At 44.9% G+C, this 16,880-nt stretch carries 19 protein-coding genes; 14 read left to right on the top strand and 5 right to left on the bottom strand.

The window, feature by feature from the left end:
- The first annotated feature begins 1 nt into the window (after position 1).
- The 5 genes from K6T22_RS09875 to K6T22_RS09855 all read left to right on the top strand — a co-directional run bounded on the left by K6T22_RS09875 (position 2) and on the right by K6T22_RS09855 (position 3,293).
- A complete protein-coding gene (locus tag K6T22_RS09875) occupies positions 2–502 on the top strand; it encodes a type 1 periplasmic-binding domain-containing protein (RefSeq protein WP_238236800.1) in 501 nt (166 codons plus the stop codon).
- Positions 503–521: 19 nt separating this feature from the next.
- On the top strand, positions 522–908 hold the full coding sequence (locus K6T22_RS09870; RefSeq protein ID WP_238236798.1) for an AAA family ATPase: 387 nt from the start codon (positions 522–524) through the stop codon (positions 906–908).
- A complete protein-coding gene (locus K6T22_RS09865; protein WP_238236797.1) occupies positions 908–1,963 on the top strand; it encodes a formylglycine-generating enzyme family protein in 1,056 nt (351 codons plus the stop codon). Before K6T22_RS09870 ends, K6T22_RS09865 begins: the two co-directional genes overlap by 1 nt.
- A gap of 161 nt (positions 1,964–2,124) precedes the next feature.
- Positions 2,125–2,619: a phage holin family protein gene (locus K6T22_RS09860; RefSeq protein WP_238236796.1), complete on the top strand. Its 495-nt coding sequence runs from the start codon at positions 2,125–2,127 to the stop codon at positions 2,617–2,619.
- Positions 2,619–3,293 carry a peptidoglycan-binding protein gene (locus K6T22_RS09855; protein WP_238236795.1) on the top strand — a complete coding sequence of 225 codons (675 nt, stop codon included), beginning with the start codon at positions 2,619–2,621 and terminating at the stop codon, positions 3,291–3,293. Before K6T22_RS09860 ends, K6T22_RS09855 begins: the two co-directional genes overlap by 1 nt.
- A gap of 47 nt (positions 3,294–3,340) precedes the next feature.
- On the opposite strand, the gene K6T22_RS09850 is transcribed toward K6T22_RS09855, so the two are convergent.
- From K6T22_RS09850 to K6T22_RS09840, 3 genes are all read right to left on the bottom strand, one after another.
- Entirely contained in the window at positions 3,341–4,180 is an 840-nt protein-coding gene (locus K6T22_RS09850; RefSeq protein WP_238236792.1) for a hypothetical protein, read from the bottom strand.
- 198 nt (positions 4,181–4,378) lie between these two features.
- Positions 4,379–4,579: a hypothetical protein gene (locus K6T22_RS09845; RefSeq protein ID WP_238236789.1), complete on the bottom strand. Its 201-nt coding sequence runs from the start codon at positions 4,577–4,579 to the stop codon at positions 4,379–4,381.
- 542 nt (positions 4,580–5,121) lie between these two features.
- On the bottom strand, positions 5,122–5,424 hold the full coding sequence (locus K6T22_RS09840; protein WP_238236788.1) for a DUF1798 family protein: 303 nt from the start codon (positions 5,422–5,424) through the stop codon (positions 5,122–5,124).
- 74 nt (positions 5,425–5,498) lie between these two features.
- Here K6T22_RS09840 and recU point away from each other — a divergent pair, with 74 nt between their 5' ends.
- From recU to K6T22_RS09805, 7 genes are all read left to right on the top strand, one after another.
- The gene (recU, locus tag K6T22_RS09835; RefSeq protein WP_238240095.1) at positions 5,499–6,125 is read left to right on the top strand and encodes a Holliday junction resolvase RecU; all 627 of its coding nucleotides are present in this window, start codon (positions 5,499–5,501) and stop codon (positions 6,123–6,125) included.
- A 20-nt stretch (positions 6,126–6,145) separates the two neighbouring features.
- Positions 6,146–8,809: a PBP1A family penicillin-binding protein gene (locus tag K6T22_RS09830; RefSeq protein ID WP_238236786.1), complete on the top strand. Its 2,664-nt coding sequence runs from the start codon at positions 6,146–6,148 to the stop codon at positions 8,807–8,809.
- Positions 8,810–8,912: 103 nt separating this feature from the next.
- Complete coding sequence (locus tag K6T22_RS09825; protein WP_283205678.1) at positions 8,913–11,177, top strand: DEAD/DEAH box helicase; 2,265 nt, start codon at positions 8,913–8,915, stop codon at positions 11,175–11,177.
- Positions 11,174–12,379 (top strand): ribonuclease H-like domain-containing protein, encoded by a 1,206-nt coding sequence (locus tag K6T22_RS09820; protein WP_238236784.1) that lies wholly within the window; start codon positions 11,174–11,176, stop codon positions 12,377–12,379. Before K6T22_RS09825 ends, K6T22_RS09820 begins: the two co-directional genes overlap by 4 nt.
- A complete protein-coding gene (locus tag K6T22_RS09815) occupies positions 12,376–12,936 on the top strand; it encodes an SLOG family protein (protein WP_238236782.1) in 561 nt (186 codons plus the stop codon). The genes K6T22_RS09820 and K6T22_RS09815 overlap by 4 nt, the downstream gene beginning before the upstream one ends.
- A 5-nt stretch (positions 12,937–12,941) precedes the next feature.
- Entirely contained in the window at positions 12,942–13,256 is a 315-nt protein-coding gene (gpsB, locus tag K6T22_RS09810; RefSeq protein WP_238236781.1) for a cell division regulator GpsB, read from the top strand.
- Between the two features lie 132 nt (positions 13,257–13,388).
- Entirely contained in the window at positions 13,389–13,943 is a 555-nt protein-coding gene (locus K6T22_RS09805; protein WP_238236779.1) for a nuclease-related domain-containing protein, read from the top strand.
- Between the two features lie 46 nt (positions 13,944–13,989).
- On the opposite strand, the gene K6T22_RS09800 is transcribed toward K6T22_RS09805, so the two are convergent.
- Entirely contained in the window at positions 13,990–14,307 is a 318-nt protein-coding gene (locus tag K6T22_RS09800; protein WP_238236777.1) for a hypothetical protein, read from the bottom strand.
- A 33-nt stretch (positions 14,308–14,340) separates the two neighbouring features.
- Positions 14,341–15,915, bottom strand: coding sequence for an FAD-dependent monooxygenase (locus K6T22_RS09795; protein WP_238236776.1), 1,575 nt, complete (start codon positions 15,913–15,915; stop codon positions 14,341–14,343).
- Between the two features lie 88 nt (positions 15,916–16,003).
- Here K6T22_RS09795 and yvfG point away from each other — a divergent pair, with 88 nt between their 5' ends.
- Entirely contained in the window at positions 16,004–16,225 is a 222-nt protein-coding gene (yvfG, locus tag K6T22_RS09790) for a protein YvfG (RefSeq protein WP_023468603.1), read from the top strand.
- Positions 16,222–16,833, top strand: coding sequence for an NUDIX hydrolase (locus tag K6T22_RS09785; RefSeq protein ID WP_238236773.1), 612 nt, complete (start codon positions 16,222–16,224; stop codon positions 16,831–16,833). Before yvfG ends, K6T22_RS09785 begins: the two co-directional genes overlap by 4 nt.
- Positions 16,834–16,880: the final 47 nt, after the last annotated feature.

The raw sequence follows: 16,880 nt of genomic DNA, 5'->3' as shown, positions 1-16,880 counted from the left end.
CATGTCACAATTACATCGCAGTCGTTTTTATGAACCAACCGAATGGGAAGACCGGGTCCTAGACGATCAGAACGGATCTGTCCTCGTACAAGGGACGCCGATTGACGAAGAAAACATGAACAACTTAGAAGCGGGCGTCTTGATTGGTCATTATGATATCGGTCTGCTCGCCATGATTGCAACTCAAATCGCTACGTCGAACGAATTCGAATTACAGAAGTTGAAGAAGCAGAAGTTCTTGCAAGGAAAAGCGACAATCACGAATACAACGGTAGACAATGGCTATTACCGTTCAGCTGATCCGGTCGTCATGGTCGCCTTGACCGGGTTCCCACAAGCCAATGCACCGGACTATGAAGTCATCGTGACACCGAACGATCCAGCAGATGCTGGGACGTTGAGCGTTATCGAGAAAACGCAGAACGGGTTCAAGGTCATGTCGACTAGCACGTCTAAATCGATTTCGTTTACCTGGACCTTGCTCAACCCACAAATTTCATGAGTGATTGGAGGAACAAATAATGATTATTCAAAAAGTGGCAGCCGGTGAAACGGTTGCCTTTTCGCTCCGGAACGGCGTCTTACGTTTTGAGGATCAAGTAGAAATTGATTTGGCATCACGTCAAGGGGATATCGATCGTACGATTGATGTCTGTCTCGATAACAGCCTAGAGACGATGCGCGAAGGACTAGGCGCTTGGTATGTCGCGACAATCATCGTACCAGCGCGTCAACAGGAATACATCGAAACGGACGAGGGGGGCGAAGTAGTCGACCTACCACTCGACATGCAAAAGGTCATCCTGAACTTATGGCCACTCCCGCAAGTGTATCTCGAGCGAAAGCGTGCGGAACAAGAATCGGAGCAAGAAACATCACAAAATGAAGTCGTGGAGGTCGTAGAATAATGCCATTCGTACTCTCAGTAAAAGACACGTATCGTCAAGCAGTAGAAGCCGCGTCCGGCGGTCGAAATACCGTCATATATGACGACAAAGGCAATCCATCCATCATGGTGTTCGTACCACGTTTCAATTTAGCGGACGTCATCGACGGCGCACCAGCATCCCCACACCCGGCGTTCATCGTCAATGGTGTCGTCAAGGACGGGATTTGGATTTCTAAGTATCAGAACATCATTCATGATGGACGAGCGTACAGTCTCCCTGGCATGAACCCAGCCACTAATCTAAACATCGATGCAGCTTCAGCAGCTTGCAAAGCAAAAGGAACAGGCTGGCACTTGATGACAAATGCCGAATGGGCGGCCATCGCACTATGGTGTAAGAAAAATGGATTTTTGCCACGAGGAAACAATGCTTTTGGTAAAGATCATGCATCAACTCATGAATCTGGTCGACTCGTGAATCCGAGCACACCGGATAAGGTGTTAACCGGATCTGGTCCTGTAGCGTGGTCTCATGATGGTACAACATCTGGAATTTACGATTTAAACGGAAATGTAAGTGAATTTGTTGATGGTCTTCGACTCGTAAACGGAAAAATTTGGACGCACAAAGACAATGATTTTGGAACGGATCCGAATAGCTTAGCAACATGGGTTGATACTGGCGTATTTATTGACAGTACATTACCCGGAAGTGCGGATACAACTGCTACAAGAGCGCCTGGATCTATTCAATTTGCAGCAGATCGAACAAATTCAATGTCGACACTTGGTGATTTAGATAATGTCTACGTCTATAACTTCCAGACGTTTGAATTAATGCCATCAAAAAGTGGTTACACTGTTCCGGAATTATTAAAATACTTGGCAGTCGCTCCGACTGCAGGATCTCATGGTTTAGATACCTTAGAAGTTCGTAACTATGGGACAAGAATCGCATTTCGTGGTGGTGACTGGTCTAGTGGTTCAGCAACTGGACTGTTTTTCTTAAATGTTGCGCGTCCTCGTACACAGCTATCTTCAACAGCTGGATTCCGGTCTGCATTCATTGGTTGATTTTTGTTAGTGAGTAGTAGATAACCAGTCAAGCGTAAAGGGCGATATCCATTAGGTATCGCTCTTTTGTATTGGTGGTAACGCACGGACTTTATTATAAAAATGAAGAGTTGAGGTGAAGGACATTGAGGACACATCATTTAATTGAAGGTGCTTTTGCGGTGCTAGGTACTGTAGTAACAGCATTGTTTGGAGGTTGGGACGCTGCATTGAAGATTCTAGTATTTTTAATGATTGTCGATTATGTAACGGGATTTTTAGCAGCGTATAAGTACAAACGTGTGAACAGTGATGTCATGTTCTGGGGTGGCATTCGAAAGGGCGTCGTGTTTATCGTCGTCATCATTGCGGTCTTACTCGATGAATTGATCAATGGTGGACTGCCGATTGTCCGGACGCTAGCTTTGTATTATTACATCGCACGAGAAGGACTATCTGTTGCGGAAAATCTAGGTCTCTTGAACGTACCGATGCCGCAACAAATGATTGATGCATTGACACAGCTTCAAGGAGAAAAGGAACCACGCACTGTCGACACGATCATTGAGACAGCAGCCACACAAGAAGAACAGGTCACTCCGATTTCAAGTGAAGTGAGTATTGCAGAAGTGAAGTCGGATGTTCATCACGATGAAAATCAAAAGGAGGCAAAATAATGTATTACGACAAACGAAACCGCACGACCCTAGCTGAACTTGCACCAAACACACGCGCCCTAGCCATGAAATGGTACGAATACCTGGTCAAAAATGGTATCGAGATCCTGGTATATGATGCACGACGTACTCTCAAAGAACAACAGGACAATGTTGACTCGGGCGCGTCACAGACAATGTATTCTTATCATTTGGTCGGACAAGCACTCGACTTCGTACCAGCTGACAAGAGCGGTAAAGTCTACTGGAGTGGCTACGGGCGTGCTGACATCAAAAAAGCCATCAAGGAAGCGCAACGTCTCGGCTTCACGTGGGGCGGGGACTGGGATTCGGACGGCAACCAACGCGACGAGACCTTCATCGATTCCCCGCATCTGCAGTATGAGTACAAAGGATACGGTACGGACAAAATGCTCGGAACTGCTCCAGCAGCTAAATCAAAACCGGCACACGGAGACGGAAAAGCCATCGTCCCATTCCCGGGCAAACCGTTGTATATCGGAGCAAAAGGAATGAAACAGAAAGACGTCGAGCGGATCCAACGCGCAGTAGGTGCGTTGGTCACAGGTAAGTACGATAAACAGACAGAAACGAAAGTCAGCGCATATCAGAAGCGAAAGAAACTCGACACAGATGGCGTTGTTGGACTAGCTACTTGGAACACACTTTTCTGAAAGTAAAAGGGAAAGTAAGAGTGTATGAAAAAAACAAGCTCACCAATTTAGGTGGGCTTGTTTTCTATTTCGGATTTTATGAGTTCGAAGTCTACCCATGTTTCGATATATTCCGTTTCAAACCCTTTTGTACGAAGTTGTTTAAGGCTTAAAGCCATTCTATATACCAATGTATGGACTTGATAAAATTGATCAGTATACATGATGGTAAGTATTAAACACGGGCGCTTCATCGACTTTCTTTGATGAATCCAGTTACTTTTTATATAAATATTACTTAATAGTACAAAATAAGAAGGGATTAGTAGGTCTACTGTTTCTTCACTTTTAATTATTGGTATATATCTGACATAAGGTTTTACTGTTATAATTTGATTTTCAATTGATTGGTTACTGTTGTAACCTTGATAATCTTGATAAAAAAAGAACCGAAACTCATCACTTTCTAGCTGTCCTTTTTCTGGATCTAGAACTTTTAACTTTATTTTGTCAAAAGAGTATTCAGTAATTGAGTCACGCCCACCTTCTAATACATAATTATATTTAACATCAAGCGCAAACATCTTTCCTGTATTAATCAAAGGTAGAGGATAAGAACTGAATTTTTCCTTTAATCTCAATTCTTTTACCGGTGTTTGTTCTTTTTCAACGTTATTATTTATTAATGTTGAATCTATTTTTTTCCAATCACTATTCATTTTTATTACTTCAGTTTGTATGAAGGTATTCAAAGGAACTAGTCGAGGTAAATCGATTTTTTCTTGTTGAATAATTTGTTGCTCTAATTGCTTAGAACTAACACTCGCTGATTTTCGTGCTGCAACTGCTGCCCATACAGCACCTATTGCAGAAGATATCTCAATTCCGCCTTTAATCCATTCATTCATTTTCAATACTCCTTAATATGTCATTCTTTAAAAATAAAGAATAATTTAGGAGATTACAACACTTTTTAATTTGGGTGAATATGGATAATTGATGATATGATTAAGACTCCCCATAAGGGAATCCAGGGAGAGGTCGGGCGAAGTCGAGAGGGTGTAGCGACTGGAATTCGCGAAAGGGGACCTCACCTTTCCCGTTTATTATTCAAAAACGAAGGTAACTTGCTCACTTGTAACGATATCTCGATTATTCGGAAGGATGACATTGATTTTTTTCATGCATGAAGTTTTGAGTAGAAGATCAACTTGACTACCTGTCGTGAGTGTATCGACGACGCGCTTTATTTCAGTAACATCCCCAGTGATCGCTAGCTGATTTTCTCCAAGTAGTAAAATCTTCATTTTCTCTTTGCCTCCCGTTCCCACGACGAGCAGCTGCGCAATTACATAAATTTATGGGTATTTACCACCTATAGAAAACTTAGAAACACAATGAGGTGTGCAATTTTAAATTGCACACCTCATTGCACACTTATAGTAAAAACGTGCGATTGCACACCTGATTTCACACTAGCAATACATTTAAAAGTGACATGGAATCAATCATATTTGAGAACAGTTTCGTGTAACTTCCTATTATATAGTAGGCAATTAGAGTTTCCCCGTCTCGTCGACGAACATGATGTATTTCTTCGGGGCAGGGGTTGAGTTCTTAGGAAATCCTTTGACATCAACGCCTTTGACGTTCGATTGTACCCGTTTGTTCAAATGAATCTCCTCCAATTGCACGATAATTACACAGTCTTTTAAAAAGAAATGCTCTTGATGCCACTTTACACGCTAGGCGGCTGAAAAGCTATAGCCCGACAAGTGGAAACATAAGAAACATTTCCTCATAGATAAGGTGTTCGACTTAAGGAAGATAATTCCTGTTTTTTTTATCTTTATTCTTCACCGTTCATTAATCGATCAATATAACGAACTGATTTAATCGTTTCGTTAAAACGTTTCAGACTCGTTTTTGGCTGAAAGGCTTGGACGGAAATTTGCTTCAGTTGATCAACTGCACTTTCAACCATGCTCGGTCGTAAGTAAGGACTATCTTGAGCATTCGTTTGCCACTCAGCTATCAATTGATCAGCTCGTTCAACGAACGGCACGACGTCTCGATTGAAGTCATATTCGGTTCCGGCACGTCCTTCTTGATAAATTCGTTCAATCTCTTGTAATAACGGTTCAATTGTCATTGGTTTTTAACTACTCCTCTCGGCCGATACGGTACAATCACATATCATGGTACAATAAACGCGATAGGAGGGGAATCGTTTTGAATTACCCGAATGGGAAAAAATTTCAAAAGCCGCTCGAGTCGCATGGAACCCGAATTAAGAAGGCGCGATCAACCGATTCAACCTTTTCAAACCGAGGAATGACGCTCGAAAAATTATTGAATGAAAGTAATACGTTTTACCTAACCCATAATCGGGCAATCATTCACAAGAAACCCACTCCGTTACAAATCGTCCAAGTCGATTATCCGAAACGGTCGGCTGCTGTCGTTAAGGAAGCCTATTTCAAGCAACCGTCGACGACGGATTATAATGGTGTGTATCGTGGAAAATATATTGATTTCGAAGCGAAGGAGACGACGAATAAAACCTCCTTCCCAATAAAAAATTTTCACCCCCATCAAATCGCACACATGCGTCAATGTGTCGAACATGGAGGAATTTGTTTTGTCATCATTCGGTTCAGTCTGTATAATGTGCAATATGTGCTTTCAGTCGAGCACGTGTTCCCCTGGTGGGATCAGTTAGAAAGCGGACGGAAATCGATTCCGCTGACAGCAATCGAACAAGACGGTATTAAGGTCGAGACTGGAGCGTACCCTGCCATCGATTATTTAAAGGCAGTGGACGAACTATATTTCAATTCAGACACTTTTTGATTGAAGGAGAAGGATAGCATATGGAAAGAAGTCGTGTCGCACGTCGTGAAGAGACGAAGTCATCTGAGAAAAAGATGAAACGGACGAAACGTCCTCAAAAGAAGAAGTCAGGTGGAGGTTCCGGTGGGAAAGGTCCACTTTGGAAAAAAATATTGTTGATTGCTACCGGATTATTCATCGTGATGATGTTAGTCGGAGGTGGATTTGCAGCTTACGCGATCGCGACGGCACCTGAGCTCGATGAGACAGAACTTCGAGATGCGCTACCGCTCAAAATTTACGCAAGCAACAAGGAAGAGATTACAAAAGGCGGAACGAGTCGAGAGTATGTCTCAATCGATGAAGTACCAGAAGTCGTCAAAGACGCATTCATCTCGATTGAGGACCGTCGTTTCTATCAACACAACGGGATTGATATCCGTCGTCTTGGCGGAGCAATCATTGCAAACGTGACAGATGGATTCGGATCAGAAGGGGCTTCGACGATCACGCAACAGGTCGTCAAACAGTCGTTCCTCAGCTTTGATAAAACGATTACGCGGAAAGTGCAGGAGCAATGGCTCGCGATTCGTTTAGAGCAGGACTATACAAAAGATCAAATTTTAGAGATGTATTTGAACAAAAACTATTATGGTCAAAACTCGTTTGGAATCCAGACGGCTTCAAAGGCTTACTTCAACAAGTCTGTTGATAAGTTGAATTATGCGGAAGCCGCGATGCTTGCAGGACTTCCGCAACGTCCGACCGCTTACGATCCAATCAAAGGAGACCCTAAGCTAACGAAATGGCGTCAGACGCAAGTTCTCAATGCGATGCAAACGACAGGCGTCATTACAGAAGCACAACGCGATAAAGCAGTAAAACAACCGATTTCAAAATTAATCAATCCGGCACCGAAGTCAACGAAGGATGAGTCCTACGATAGTGTCATCTTCGACATGGTGTCTAAAGAGTTAGAAGATGATTTTGGTCTTGAAGGTAAAGATATCTATGGTCAAGGGTTAAAGATCTATACATCGATTGATAAACCGATGCACGACTATATGAATGAAGCAATTAAGAAAGACCAAATCGTCCAATTACCGGAATACGCTGAAACGGCTGCGACAGCAGTCAATACGCAATCAGGAGAAATCCTTGCGGTCGTCGATGGTAAAAATCCAGGTAAGGGAACAGCGCGACGAAACTTTGCGAATGAACCGCATCAACCGGGTTCATCTGCAAAACCATTCTTTGCCTATGGACCAGCAATCGAGAACGATAAATGGTCGACTGCGAAACAATTGACGGATAAACCAACAGAAGTCAACGGTAAAGAGATTGGAAACTACTACGATGGATACCGTGGCACGAACACGATTCGTCACTGGTTGAAAATCTCAGCAAACACACCAGCCATTCAAACGTTCCAAGAAATCGGTGGTGATTCAGTCGAAGCATTCGCTGAAAAATCTGGTTTGAAAATGAAAGATGATGAGTCGATTTCTCCAGCGTATGCGATTGGTGGAATGAAACACGGTTTCAATACGACGCAGATGGCTGGAGCTTATGCAACACTTGGTAACGGTGGCGATTATATCAAACCACACGTCATCAAATCGATTGAGTACAGTGATGGATCAAAAATCAAATCACCAATCAAATCGAAAAAAGCGATGGAAGACTATACAGCTTATATGTTGACGGACATGCTTCGTGATGTCTTAAAACCAGGCGGTACGTTCCCAAGTGCTGGATTGTCATTTGATGCAGCCGGTAAGACCGGAACGACGAATGCCTATAAAGATGTTTGGTTTGCAGGATATACGTCTGATGTCTCAATCAGTGTTTGGACAGGAACAACGAAATCTGGAAACAACAACGGATCTGGACTCAGTGGTCCGTATAACAGTACGATGGCACAGCAAATCTGGAAAGATTTCATTACAAAAACGCGCGATCGTACACCCGCACCATTCGAACAACCAAGTTCTGTCCTTAGTATCGGAAATGAATTGTACGTGAAAGGGACGAAGGAACCTGTCGTTGAAAAAAAGACAGTACCCGCTCCGACTGGATTACAAGCATCTTACGATGAAGACACAAAGAGCGGTGAACTGACTTGGAACTACAATGATGCTGCGCTTCGTGCCAATGGCTATGATGATGTATCGTTCGAAGTGACGATGACAGATGCTGACGGCGAAACATCAACGATTGGTACGAGTACGACGAATCGAATCGCTATCAATGGATTGAAGCCAGGGCGATCGACGTTCCAAGTCGTAGCAAAAGCTTCTGGAGAAGAATCAGGTCCGGTCTCGACAACGGTCACGGTCACGGATCCTGAAGCAGAAGAACCGACAACGGATGAACCGACAACGGACGAACCAGCGACGGATGAACCAGCGACGGATGAGCCAACAACGGACGAACCAGCGACGGACGAGCCAGCGACGGATGAACCGACGACGGACGAGCCGGCAACGGACGAACCGACAACGGACGAACCGGCAACGGACGAACCGACAACGGACGAACCGACGACGGATGAGCCGGTAACAGACGAACCGACGACGGACGAACCAGCAACAGATGAACCGAATTCAAATGATGGCGCAAACGCGCAAAACAATTCGAATGGTTCGACGGAACGAAATAACAACAATAATTCGAATGATAGTGGAGATGACTCTGAAGAGTAATGAAAGATCATCACCTGTAAAGCAGACAAGACCAAAGACGAGTAGATCGTTCTTTGGTCTTGCCTCTTTTTTTGTATAATGAGAAGTGGAAGGAAGTGAAGGCATGCAAGCGAAACAAACGCTCGTTGCATTTCTCGAAGAACTGAAACAGGACCGCTCGTTCATGGAGCGGATTACGTATATGAAAACGATGGAAGCGACAGCTGGACGCTACGTCGATTTTCCAGAACAACTACCGGAACGTTTGCGGCAAGCGCTACGTACACGTGGAATAAACCAGTTATACCGTCATCAAGGGCTAGCGTATGAACGTGTACAAGCGGGAGAGTCGACGGTCATCGTCACGCCGACCGCTTCAGGAAAGACCTATTGTTTTAACTTACCGGTCTTATCACATTTGCTAGAGCATCCGAACGCGCGAGCGTTGTATCTTTACCCGACAAAAGCTCTCGCACAAGATCAAAATAGTGAGTTACTGGAACTGATTGATCAATTAGAAGCGCCAATCCGTTGTTTTACCTATGATGGCGACACATCTCCCACGATTCGGACAAAAGTGCGAAAAGCAGGAAACATCGTCATTACGAATCCAGACATGTTGCATTCCGGGATTTTGCCACACCACACCAAATGGATCGAACTATTTGAGAACTTGAAATACATTGTCATCGATGAGTTACACACGTACCGTGGAGTGTTTGGTAGTCATGTCGCGAATGTGATTCGTCGGCTCCGACGGATTTGTCGTTATTACGGCAGTGACCCGGTCTTTATCATGACGAGTGCGACGATTGCCAATCCAAAGGAGTTAGCAGAGCGGTTAACAGAAAAATCAGTCGGTCTGATTGATGACAACGGTGCACCGACTGGTCGTAAACATTTTCTCGTTTATCAACCGCCGATCGTCAATGCACAACTCGGGATACGACGTTCAGCGACACTCGAGACGAAACAATTAGCGATGCGTTTCATCAAAAAAAAGTTCCAAACAATCGTCTTTGCACGGTCACGCGTCCGCGTCGAAGTCTTACTGACGTATTTGCGAAGCATCTACCCACATGAACTCGGTCCACGATCAATCGAAGGATATCGAGGAGGCTATTTGCCAAGTGAACGTCGCGATATCGAACGTCGGTTACGCCAAGGAGAGATCACGGGTATCGTCTCGACGAATGCTCTCGAACTTGGTGTTGATATTGGTCAACTGCAAGTCTGTATCATGAACGGTTATCCGGGAACGATTGCTTCACTCTGGCAACAAGCAGGACGAGCGGGGCGCCGCCAAGATGATGCGTTGATCATTCTTGTCGCTTCTTCCGGGATGCTCGATCAATACGTCGCAGAACGTCCAGAACTGTTCTTGAACCAGTCACCCGAAGCAGCACGACTTGACCCGGATAACCTGATCATTGCTGTCGATCACGTCAAATGTGCAGCGTTCGAACTCCCCTTTACAAAAGGAGAATCATTCGGGTCGCTTGAGACGGAGGATATCCTTGAATACTTAGTCGAGGAACGCGTCTTGCACGAACGAGGCGATCGCTTTTATTGGATGAACGATGCGTTCCCAGCACACGGGATTTCGCTTCGATCGAGTGATCAAGAGAACGTCATCATCGTCGATCAGACCGAAGTACCGAATCGGGTCATCGGTGAGATGGATACGTTCAGTGCAATGACGTTGTTGCATGACGAGGCGATCTATTTGCATGGAGCCGATCAATATCAAGTCGAACATTTGGATTTTGAAGAGAAAAAAGCCTTCGTCCGTGCTGTAGACGTCGATTATTATACAGATGCTAATTTTTCAGTCGACCTTTCCGTACTCGAAGAAGATGAACGATACGCAGATGGAGAATATAGTGTTGCCCGTGGCGATGTCAGCGTTCGTGGGATGGCGACGATGTTCAAGAAAATTAAGTTCGGCACTCATGAGAATATCGGATCGGGTCCGATTCACCTACCGGAACGAGAAATTCATACAACGGGTGTCTGGTTCACTTTACCCGATCATGCACGCTCCTCGACGGAACTCGAGCAAGTGTTAGAGGGCGTCGCGAATAGTCTACGGCGTGTCGCACCGCTTTATTTGATGTGTGATGCTAGTGATGTCTTCGTCGTGCCGCAAGTCAAAGCGACACACACACAACAACCGACGGTCTACTTGTATGATCGTTACCCTGGTGGTGTTGGACTTGCGCAGTCGATCTACAAGCAACGCGGTGTCATGTTACGTGCAGCACGGGATTCGATCGTCACGTGTCCTTGTCAGGACGGCTGTCCTGCTTGTATCGGTATGGTAGGTGTCGCAGATGAGAAAGAACGAACGATTCAGCTATTAGCAGAAATGGAGAAGGAACTATCATGAAAAATCGTCTTAGACGAATGCTGAAATCTACATCAGACGTCGCACCAGATGCTCCAGCGTCCTCCACTTCTGAGGCGGAAACAGCGCAGACACCAGTTAGCTGGAACGACGAGCAGCAGGCTTGGATTGATCGAGGGGCCGACATCTTGACGTTTGAAGAAGAGTGGATCGTCAGGATTGACAAGCGATATGCATTAACAGATCGGCATGGAGACCGAAGCTTTGCTGAAGTGTATGAGTCCTTACAACTGCCGCATCCACCGCTTGCGCTAGATGTCCCGCTCGAGCAGGTCATCTTCTTCGATACGGAGACGACAGGATTGCGGGGAACCGGAACGACGATCTTTTTGCTTGGGTTTGCTCGCTTTGAGCAGGGCGGGTTACTGATGCGGCAGTATTTCTTACCACATCCACACTTTGAAGCTGCCTTTTATCATCACTTTCTGCACGATATCGGAGATGATGTCCGGTTCGTAACTTACAACGGTAAAAGTTTTGACTGGCCGCAAATCAAAACACGACATGTCTTCGTACGAGAACGCGTTCCGCGATTACCAAAAGTCGGTCATCTCGATTTACTGCATGTTGCACGGCGAATCTTCAAGGGGATGTACGACTCCTATCGATTGACAGCGATGGAAGAACGAATCGGGTTCGAACGAGAAGGAGACTTACCTGGATTTTTAGCGCCGATGCATTACTTCCAGTACGTCGAACACCAGCATCCCGATATCATGACAGGCGTCTTGCAACATCATCTTGATGACTGTCTGACACTCGTTGGGCTCTATGATGCGTGCAACCGACTCGTCACGCATCGGGCAGAGGCACCTTCACCGATTCAAGAAAACATCGCGATTTGGTTAGCGGATCTTGGAATCCACGAAGGATCCCATGCTCATTTTCGACAGGTCAAAGAGTTGTCGCCAGAAGGATGGCTACGCCAAGGCTATTTGCATAAAAAAATGAAGAACTATGAACAAGCTCGAGATTGTTTCTTAAAGAGTGATAGTTACTTGGGATACATCGAACTCGCGAAGTGGGCGGAGCACATTGCAAAAGATCCGGTGCTTGCTTATGATTATACTGAACGAGCACGACACCAAGTCGAACGTCATCATTGGTTAATTACTAAAAAAGAACGAATCTTAGCAGAGCTTGATCATCGAGGACGTCGGTTGAAAAGGAAGTGTGACGTGTGAAAGTTGTTGCCATCACAGGATACAAGCCAAATGAACTAGGCATCTTCGATCAAAAACATCCCGGTATCCGTGTCTTAAAGGCAGCATACCGAGAGCGGATGATTCGTTTGATTGAAGATCGTGGAACGGAGTGGTTCATTACGAGTGCGTCACCGGGTTGCGAAATCTGGGCATGCGAAGTCATACTGGAATTGAAGGAAGAGTATCCAGATATTCGTCTAGGCATTCTCTTGCCATTCCTAGAACAGGAGGCTCGCTGGAAAGAACCTGTTCAAGCACAGTACCTTTCAATCCTTGAACAAGCTGACTTTGTGGAAGCAATTAGTCAGAAACCGTACACGGATCCATCACAGTTACGCAATAAAACGGAATTCATGATTCAAAAAAGCCAAGGGTTGTTATCGGTTTTTGATGAAGAACATGGAGGATCAGCGAAATTTTTAGTAGAGCGTGCTAGAATGGAAATGGAACAATCCGATTATCAGTTGTTTTTGATTACACAAGATGATTTATCTTGGCTCGAACAAGAATTACAACACAATGACCAGTGGGAGTGAAGAGGATGTATAAGCCATTGTTGACAGCGGACGATATTTATAAAAAAGAATTCAAGACCGGCCTCCGTGGCTATGTCATCGAGGATGTCGATGGATACTTGGATCAAATCATTAAAGATTACGAAGGATTCGAACGTGAAATCGAGCGTCTGAAGAAAGAGAATGAGACGTTGAAACAAGCACCTGTTCAACCGGAAAAGCGGGAGGAACGCCGTGTCGAACAAGCGGAGCCACAAGTCTCTAGTTCATCCAACTATGACATGTTGCGTCGCATCTCAAATCTCGAGAAGGCGGTTTTCGGACGTCCGCATCAAGACTAATGAATCAAAAAGATATTTCTGCCGATCGGTCAGGAATATCTTTTTTGATTGCCTTCTTTTTGAAAGAATCATCATCTGAAGGGAAACGGTGTTAAGATAACTAATAATACATACTACAAAGGATGATGAACCATGTTACAAGTCATGACAGCTTCGGTTCCGGAACTACCACGCCGCCGTTTCTTCGGAAATAAACAAGTGAATACGACGACGTACGAAACAGATGCGCTCTGTAATGAAATCCGTCATGTATGTCGTTTTGATTGGATGTTATTTGAACGCATTCGCCTAACTGACGCGATTACCATTCCTTTTGCTTTAGTTGGACCAAAAGGACTGTTTCTCTTGTTGCAAAACGATGCTGCTGTAGAATGGATGACAGAGGAATCGTGCTACGTGATGGATCCTGTCCATGGAAAAAGACTGTTTACGCCTCATCCGATTAGTCAATCGAAGCGAATCGTCCAAGCTGTTCGTAAAGCATTGAAGGAGCAAGGTGTGATCATTCCGATTCATGCTATGACACTTTTCCCGAAGGCACCACAGATGCGGACGGAACGCATTAAATTTCCGACGGGGCATACGTTCAAAGATGTACGAGCATTCATCGTGTCAAAGAAATCTTCACCCGTTCAGGAACAAGAACGAAAGCAAGTTGCATTTTATCTTGCCCAGCACCAAGAATAAAAAAAGACAGTGAAGGCGATTCGCTTCACTGTCTTTTTGGTGATATTTAACGTCTCGGTCGTGTCGCAAGAATTTCCTCAGCTTGTGCTAGATCTTCTTTTAAGACATAGACCGCAACGCGATCATCCAAGTCTTTGCTGAAACGTCGGAATAAAAACGAAGTCTTAATACCACGTTCGACACGAATGTCTAGTTCAGCTGCCTCGAGTCGAGCAGCGTCCTTCAATAGATCTTCCCCTTTTTCACCGAAAGCCTCTCCAAGAAGTGACCAGCGAAGATTTTCTTTTGTTCGTCTGCTGACGATGACAAGAAACGCAATAATGAGAAGAATGATTAAAGCTGTGCGGATCAGTTGTATATCCATTTAGATGTTCACCTCATCTACTATCATACCGAGTTATCGCGCATAAAGTAAACGTTCAACATACCGAGCGAATGATTTACTTTTTAAGCCTTGTTGGCGATAAGCGATATAACCGTCAGGGCGAATCAAGTATAATCCGGACTGTTTGATACCGAAGCGTCGTGCCAGTTCACCGCCTTGATCGACGACACCATCTTCTTTTAAGGATTGGTGAATCGGAACTGTTTCAAAGAGATCGGGATAGGTATAGGCGAGTTCCTTGAATGGTTCAAGAAGATTATCGGATGCGTTCTTCGGTAAGAACAATAGTAATAAGAAGTTCCGGTCCGCACGACGTAACAAGAGCTCGTTTTTTTTCGTTCGCGGATGAACGACTTCACTATAAGGCATCGGTTCACCTGGTTTTGGCGTCAATGGACTGAAGTGTCCTTGTGTGACAAATGTTGAGCTCGCTGGGTAGTGACTGTTAAGCTGAGCGATTCGATTCGTCACGAAATGATGCAGTGGTGCGATTTTGAGGCTATTTCGAATGACTTTTTCCTGTAACGGTAATAAAAAAGGAATATTGATTTGCAAGAGTTCCGTCGCAAGGTTCGTTGATCTCAGAATGCCTTGTGCCGCTTCTCGGCGTTCGACGCTATAAGAATCGAGTAACGGAAAGCTCGCCTTGAACTGATGGACACACCAAAGTTTCCATGCGAGATTCATCGCATCGGCAATACCGGTATTCATTCCTTGACCACCGACGGGTGAATTGATGTGAGCCGCATCCCCAATCAAATAGATGCGATGATGTCCGAACTTCTCGATGATCCGATTATGAACGCGGAACATCGAGTACCAGTGGACTTTTTTAAGCTTAAACGGGACTTTAGCTCGATTTTGTAAAAAATCATCAATGGCATTATGATCCGTCGGAACAGGTCCGCTTGTTAGATTGCCGGTGATGCGAAACAGATTCGATTGAAGAGGAAACGATTCGATGACGCCATGATCAGAGAAGAAAATGTGTACTTCCTCAGAAGAAAGAGGCCAATCGACCTCAATGTCGGCGAGCGCCCACGATTCTTTAAACGACTTACCGCTAAATGGAAGTCCGAGTTCTCGACGGACGAAACTGTTTGCACCATCTGCTCCGATGATGAAAGAGGCATCGACTGTCTCCGTTGCCCCTTTATGTTGTAATGAAGCAGTGACGAAGGTTGGGAATTGGGCGAATCCCGTTAATTCCGTTTCTCGTTCTACTGTATGACCGTAAGTGGCAAGACGTGCTTCGAGAATCCGTTCCGTCTCACTTTGAGGCAACAGCGTAACGAACGGAAAGGGTGTGTTTAAATCAGTAAAATCAAGTTTTGCCTGCCATGCACCATTGACATAGAGGTTTCCCTGATTGATTTTAATCGCATTTTCCATTAATTCTTCTGCCACACCAAGTCTTGCGAACAATTCAAGGGAACGTGCTTGAATACCGATCGCTTTGGAGACGACAGATGGTCCACTTGCACGTTCGACGATGCGGAAAGATAATCCGTAGCGAGAGAGTGCGAGTGCGAGTGTTAAACCGGTTGGTCCGGCGCCGATAATGAGGACATCTAATTTTTTATTCACGGATAACCCCCCTTAATTTACATCTTAGCCAAAACTCGTTACCATTAAACTATTGATGACACGCTCGACGTGTGAAAGGATGAAACTTGTGAACGAACAACTTTTTACGACAGAACGATTAATTGCGAATTTTAAGGAATATATCCGTCAGAACGAGGCACACCTGACAAAACGACATGCCTTAAACGCCTACTACAAGACGGTAGCAGGATCGATCTTATCAGATCGAATTGCTAAAAATGCGGATCTCATCGTTCGTATGCGCCATCTTGAAGAGGCCTATCAACACGTTGCACAAGAAGGGCGATGAAACAGGTGAACTTAGCCGATATCCGAAAGCAATATGTAGATTCTGAAGAACGTTTACCTCGTCATGCGGCAGCCGTACTCGTTCCGTTGGTCGAACAGGATGGCGAAGTCTATTTGTTATTTCAAGTACGAGCCAAGACACTGCGTTCACAGCCAGGTGAAATCGCCTTTCCTGGTGGGCGAATCGACTTGGGCGAATCCCCCAAAGCAGCAGCTATCCGCGAGACGGTCGAAGAATTAAATGTCAAAGCTTCAGAAGTTGAACTAATTGGGACGCTAGAACCCCTTGTGACACCGAACCGGTCGATCATTTACCCGTATCTCGGCATCCTCCACGCGACGGATTTTACCCCTTCACCAGCAGAAGTCGATCATGTCTTTCTCGTATCGTTAAACGAGTTAATGACTTCAAAACCAATCAAAGGGGATATGGAGTGGCGGATCCGACCTGGAAAAGAGGTCCCAACAGAACGAATGGCGAATCGGGAAGCATACTTGGATCGAACGTATACGGTCACGGAGCATTTTTATGAGCATGGGGACTATCTGATTTGGGGACTTACGGCTAAAATATTGCGCCAGTTCTTGGCGCAATTAACGCGTGACTAGCTTTTTCGGTCGTTATTTTATATGATTAACTGTAATTGAACGTGTCA

Origin of the sequence: Exiguobacterium acetylicum, from assembly GCF_022170825.1 — a bacterium.
GTDB classification, from domain to species: Bacteria; Bacillota; Bacilli; order Exiguobacteriales; family Exiguobacteriaceae; genus Exiguobacterium_A; species Exiguobacterium_A acetylicum_B.
This window is presented reverse-complemented; position numbering and strand designations above follow the sequence as displayed.

What these genes read in the sequence shown, in the direction of transcription:
- K6T22_RS09875 (WP_238236800.1), top strand. Translation starts at nt 2, where the DNA reads ATGTCACAATTACATCGCAGTCGTTTTTATGAACCAACCGAATGGGAA.
- K6T22_RS09870 (WP_238236798.1), top strand. Translation starts at nt 522, where the DNA reads ATGATTATTCAAAAAGTGGCAGCCGGTGAAACGGTTGCCTTTTCGCTC.
- K6T22_RS09865 (WP_238236797.1), top strand. Translation starts at nt 908, where the DNA reads ATGCCATTCGTACTCTCAGTAAAAGACACGTATCGTCAAGCAGTAGAA.
- K6T22_RS09855 (WP_238236795.1), top strand. Translation starts at nt 2,619, where the DNA reads ATGTATTACGACAAACGAAACCGCACGACCCTAGCTGAACTTGCACCA.
- K6T22_RS09850 (WP_238236792.1), bottom strand. Translation starts at nt 4,180, where the DNA reads ATGAATGAATGGATTAAAGGCGGAATTGAGATATCTTCTGCAATAGGT.
- K6T22_RS09845 (WP_238236789.1), bottom strand. Translation starts at nt 4,579, where the DNA reads ATGAAGATTTTACTACTTGGAGAAAATCAGCTAGCGATCACTGGGGAT.
- K6T22_RS09840 (WP_238236788.1), bottom strand. Translation starts at nt 5,424, where the DNA reads ATGACAATTGAACCGTTATTACAAGAGATTGAACGAATTTATCAAGAA.
- K6T22_RS09830 (WP_238236786.1), top strand. Translation starts at nt 6,146, where the DNA reads ATGGAAAGAAGTCGTGTCGCACGTCGTGAAGAGACGAAGTCATCTGAG.
- K6T22_RS09825 (WP_283205678.1), top strand. Translation starts at nt 8,913, where the DNA reads ATGCAAGCGAAACAAACGCTCGTTGCATTTCTCGAAGAACTGAAACAG.
- K6T22_RS09820 (WP_238236784.1), top strand. Translation starts at nt 11,174, where the DNA reads ATGAAAAATCGTCTTAGACGAATGCTGAAATCTACATCAGACGTCGCA.
- gpsB (WP_238236781.1), top strand. Translation starts at nt 12,942, where the DNA reads ATGTATAAGCCATTGTTGACAGCGGACGATATTTATAAAAAAGAATTC.
- K6T22_RS09805 (WP_238236779.1), top strand. Translation starts at nt 13,389, where the DNA reads ATGTTACAAGTCATGACAGCTTCGGTTCCGGAACTACCACGCCGCCGT.
- K6T22_RS09800 (WP_238236777.1), bottom strand. Translation starts at nt 14,307, where the DNA reads ATGGATATACAACTGATCCGCACAGCTTTAATCATTCTTCTCATTATT.
- K6T22_RS09785 (WP_238236773.1), top strand. Translation starts at nt 16,222, where the DNA reads ATGAAACAGGTGAACTTAGCCGATATCCGAAAGCAATATGTAGATTCT.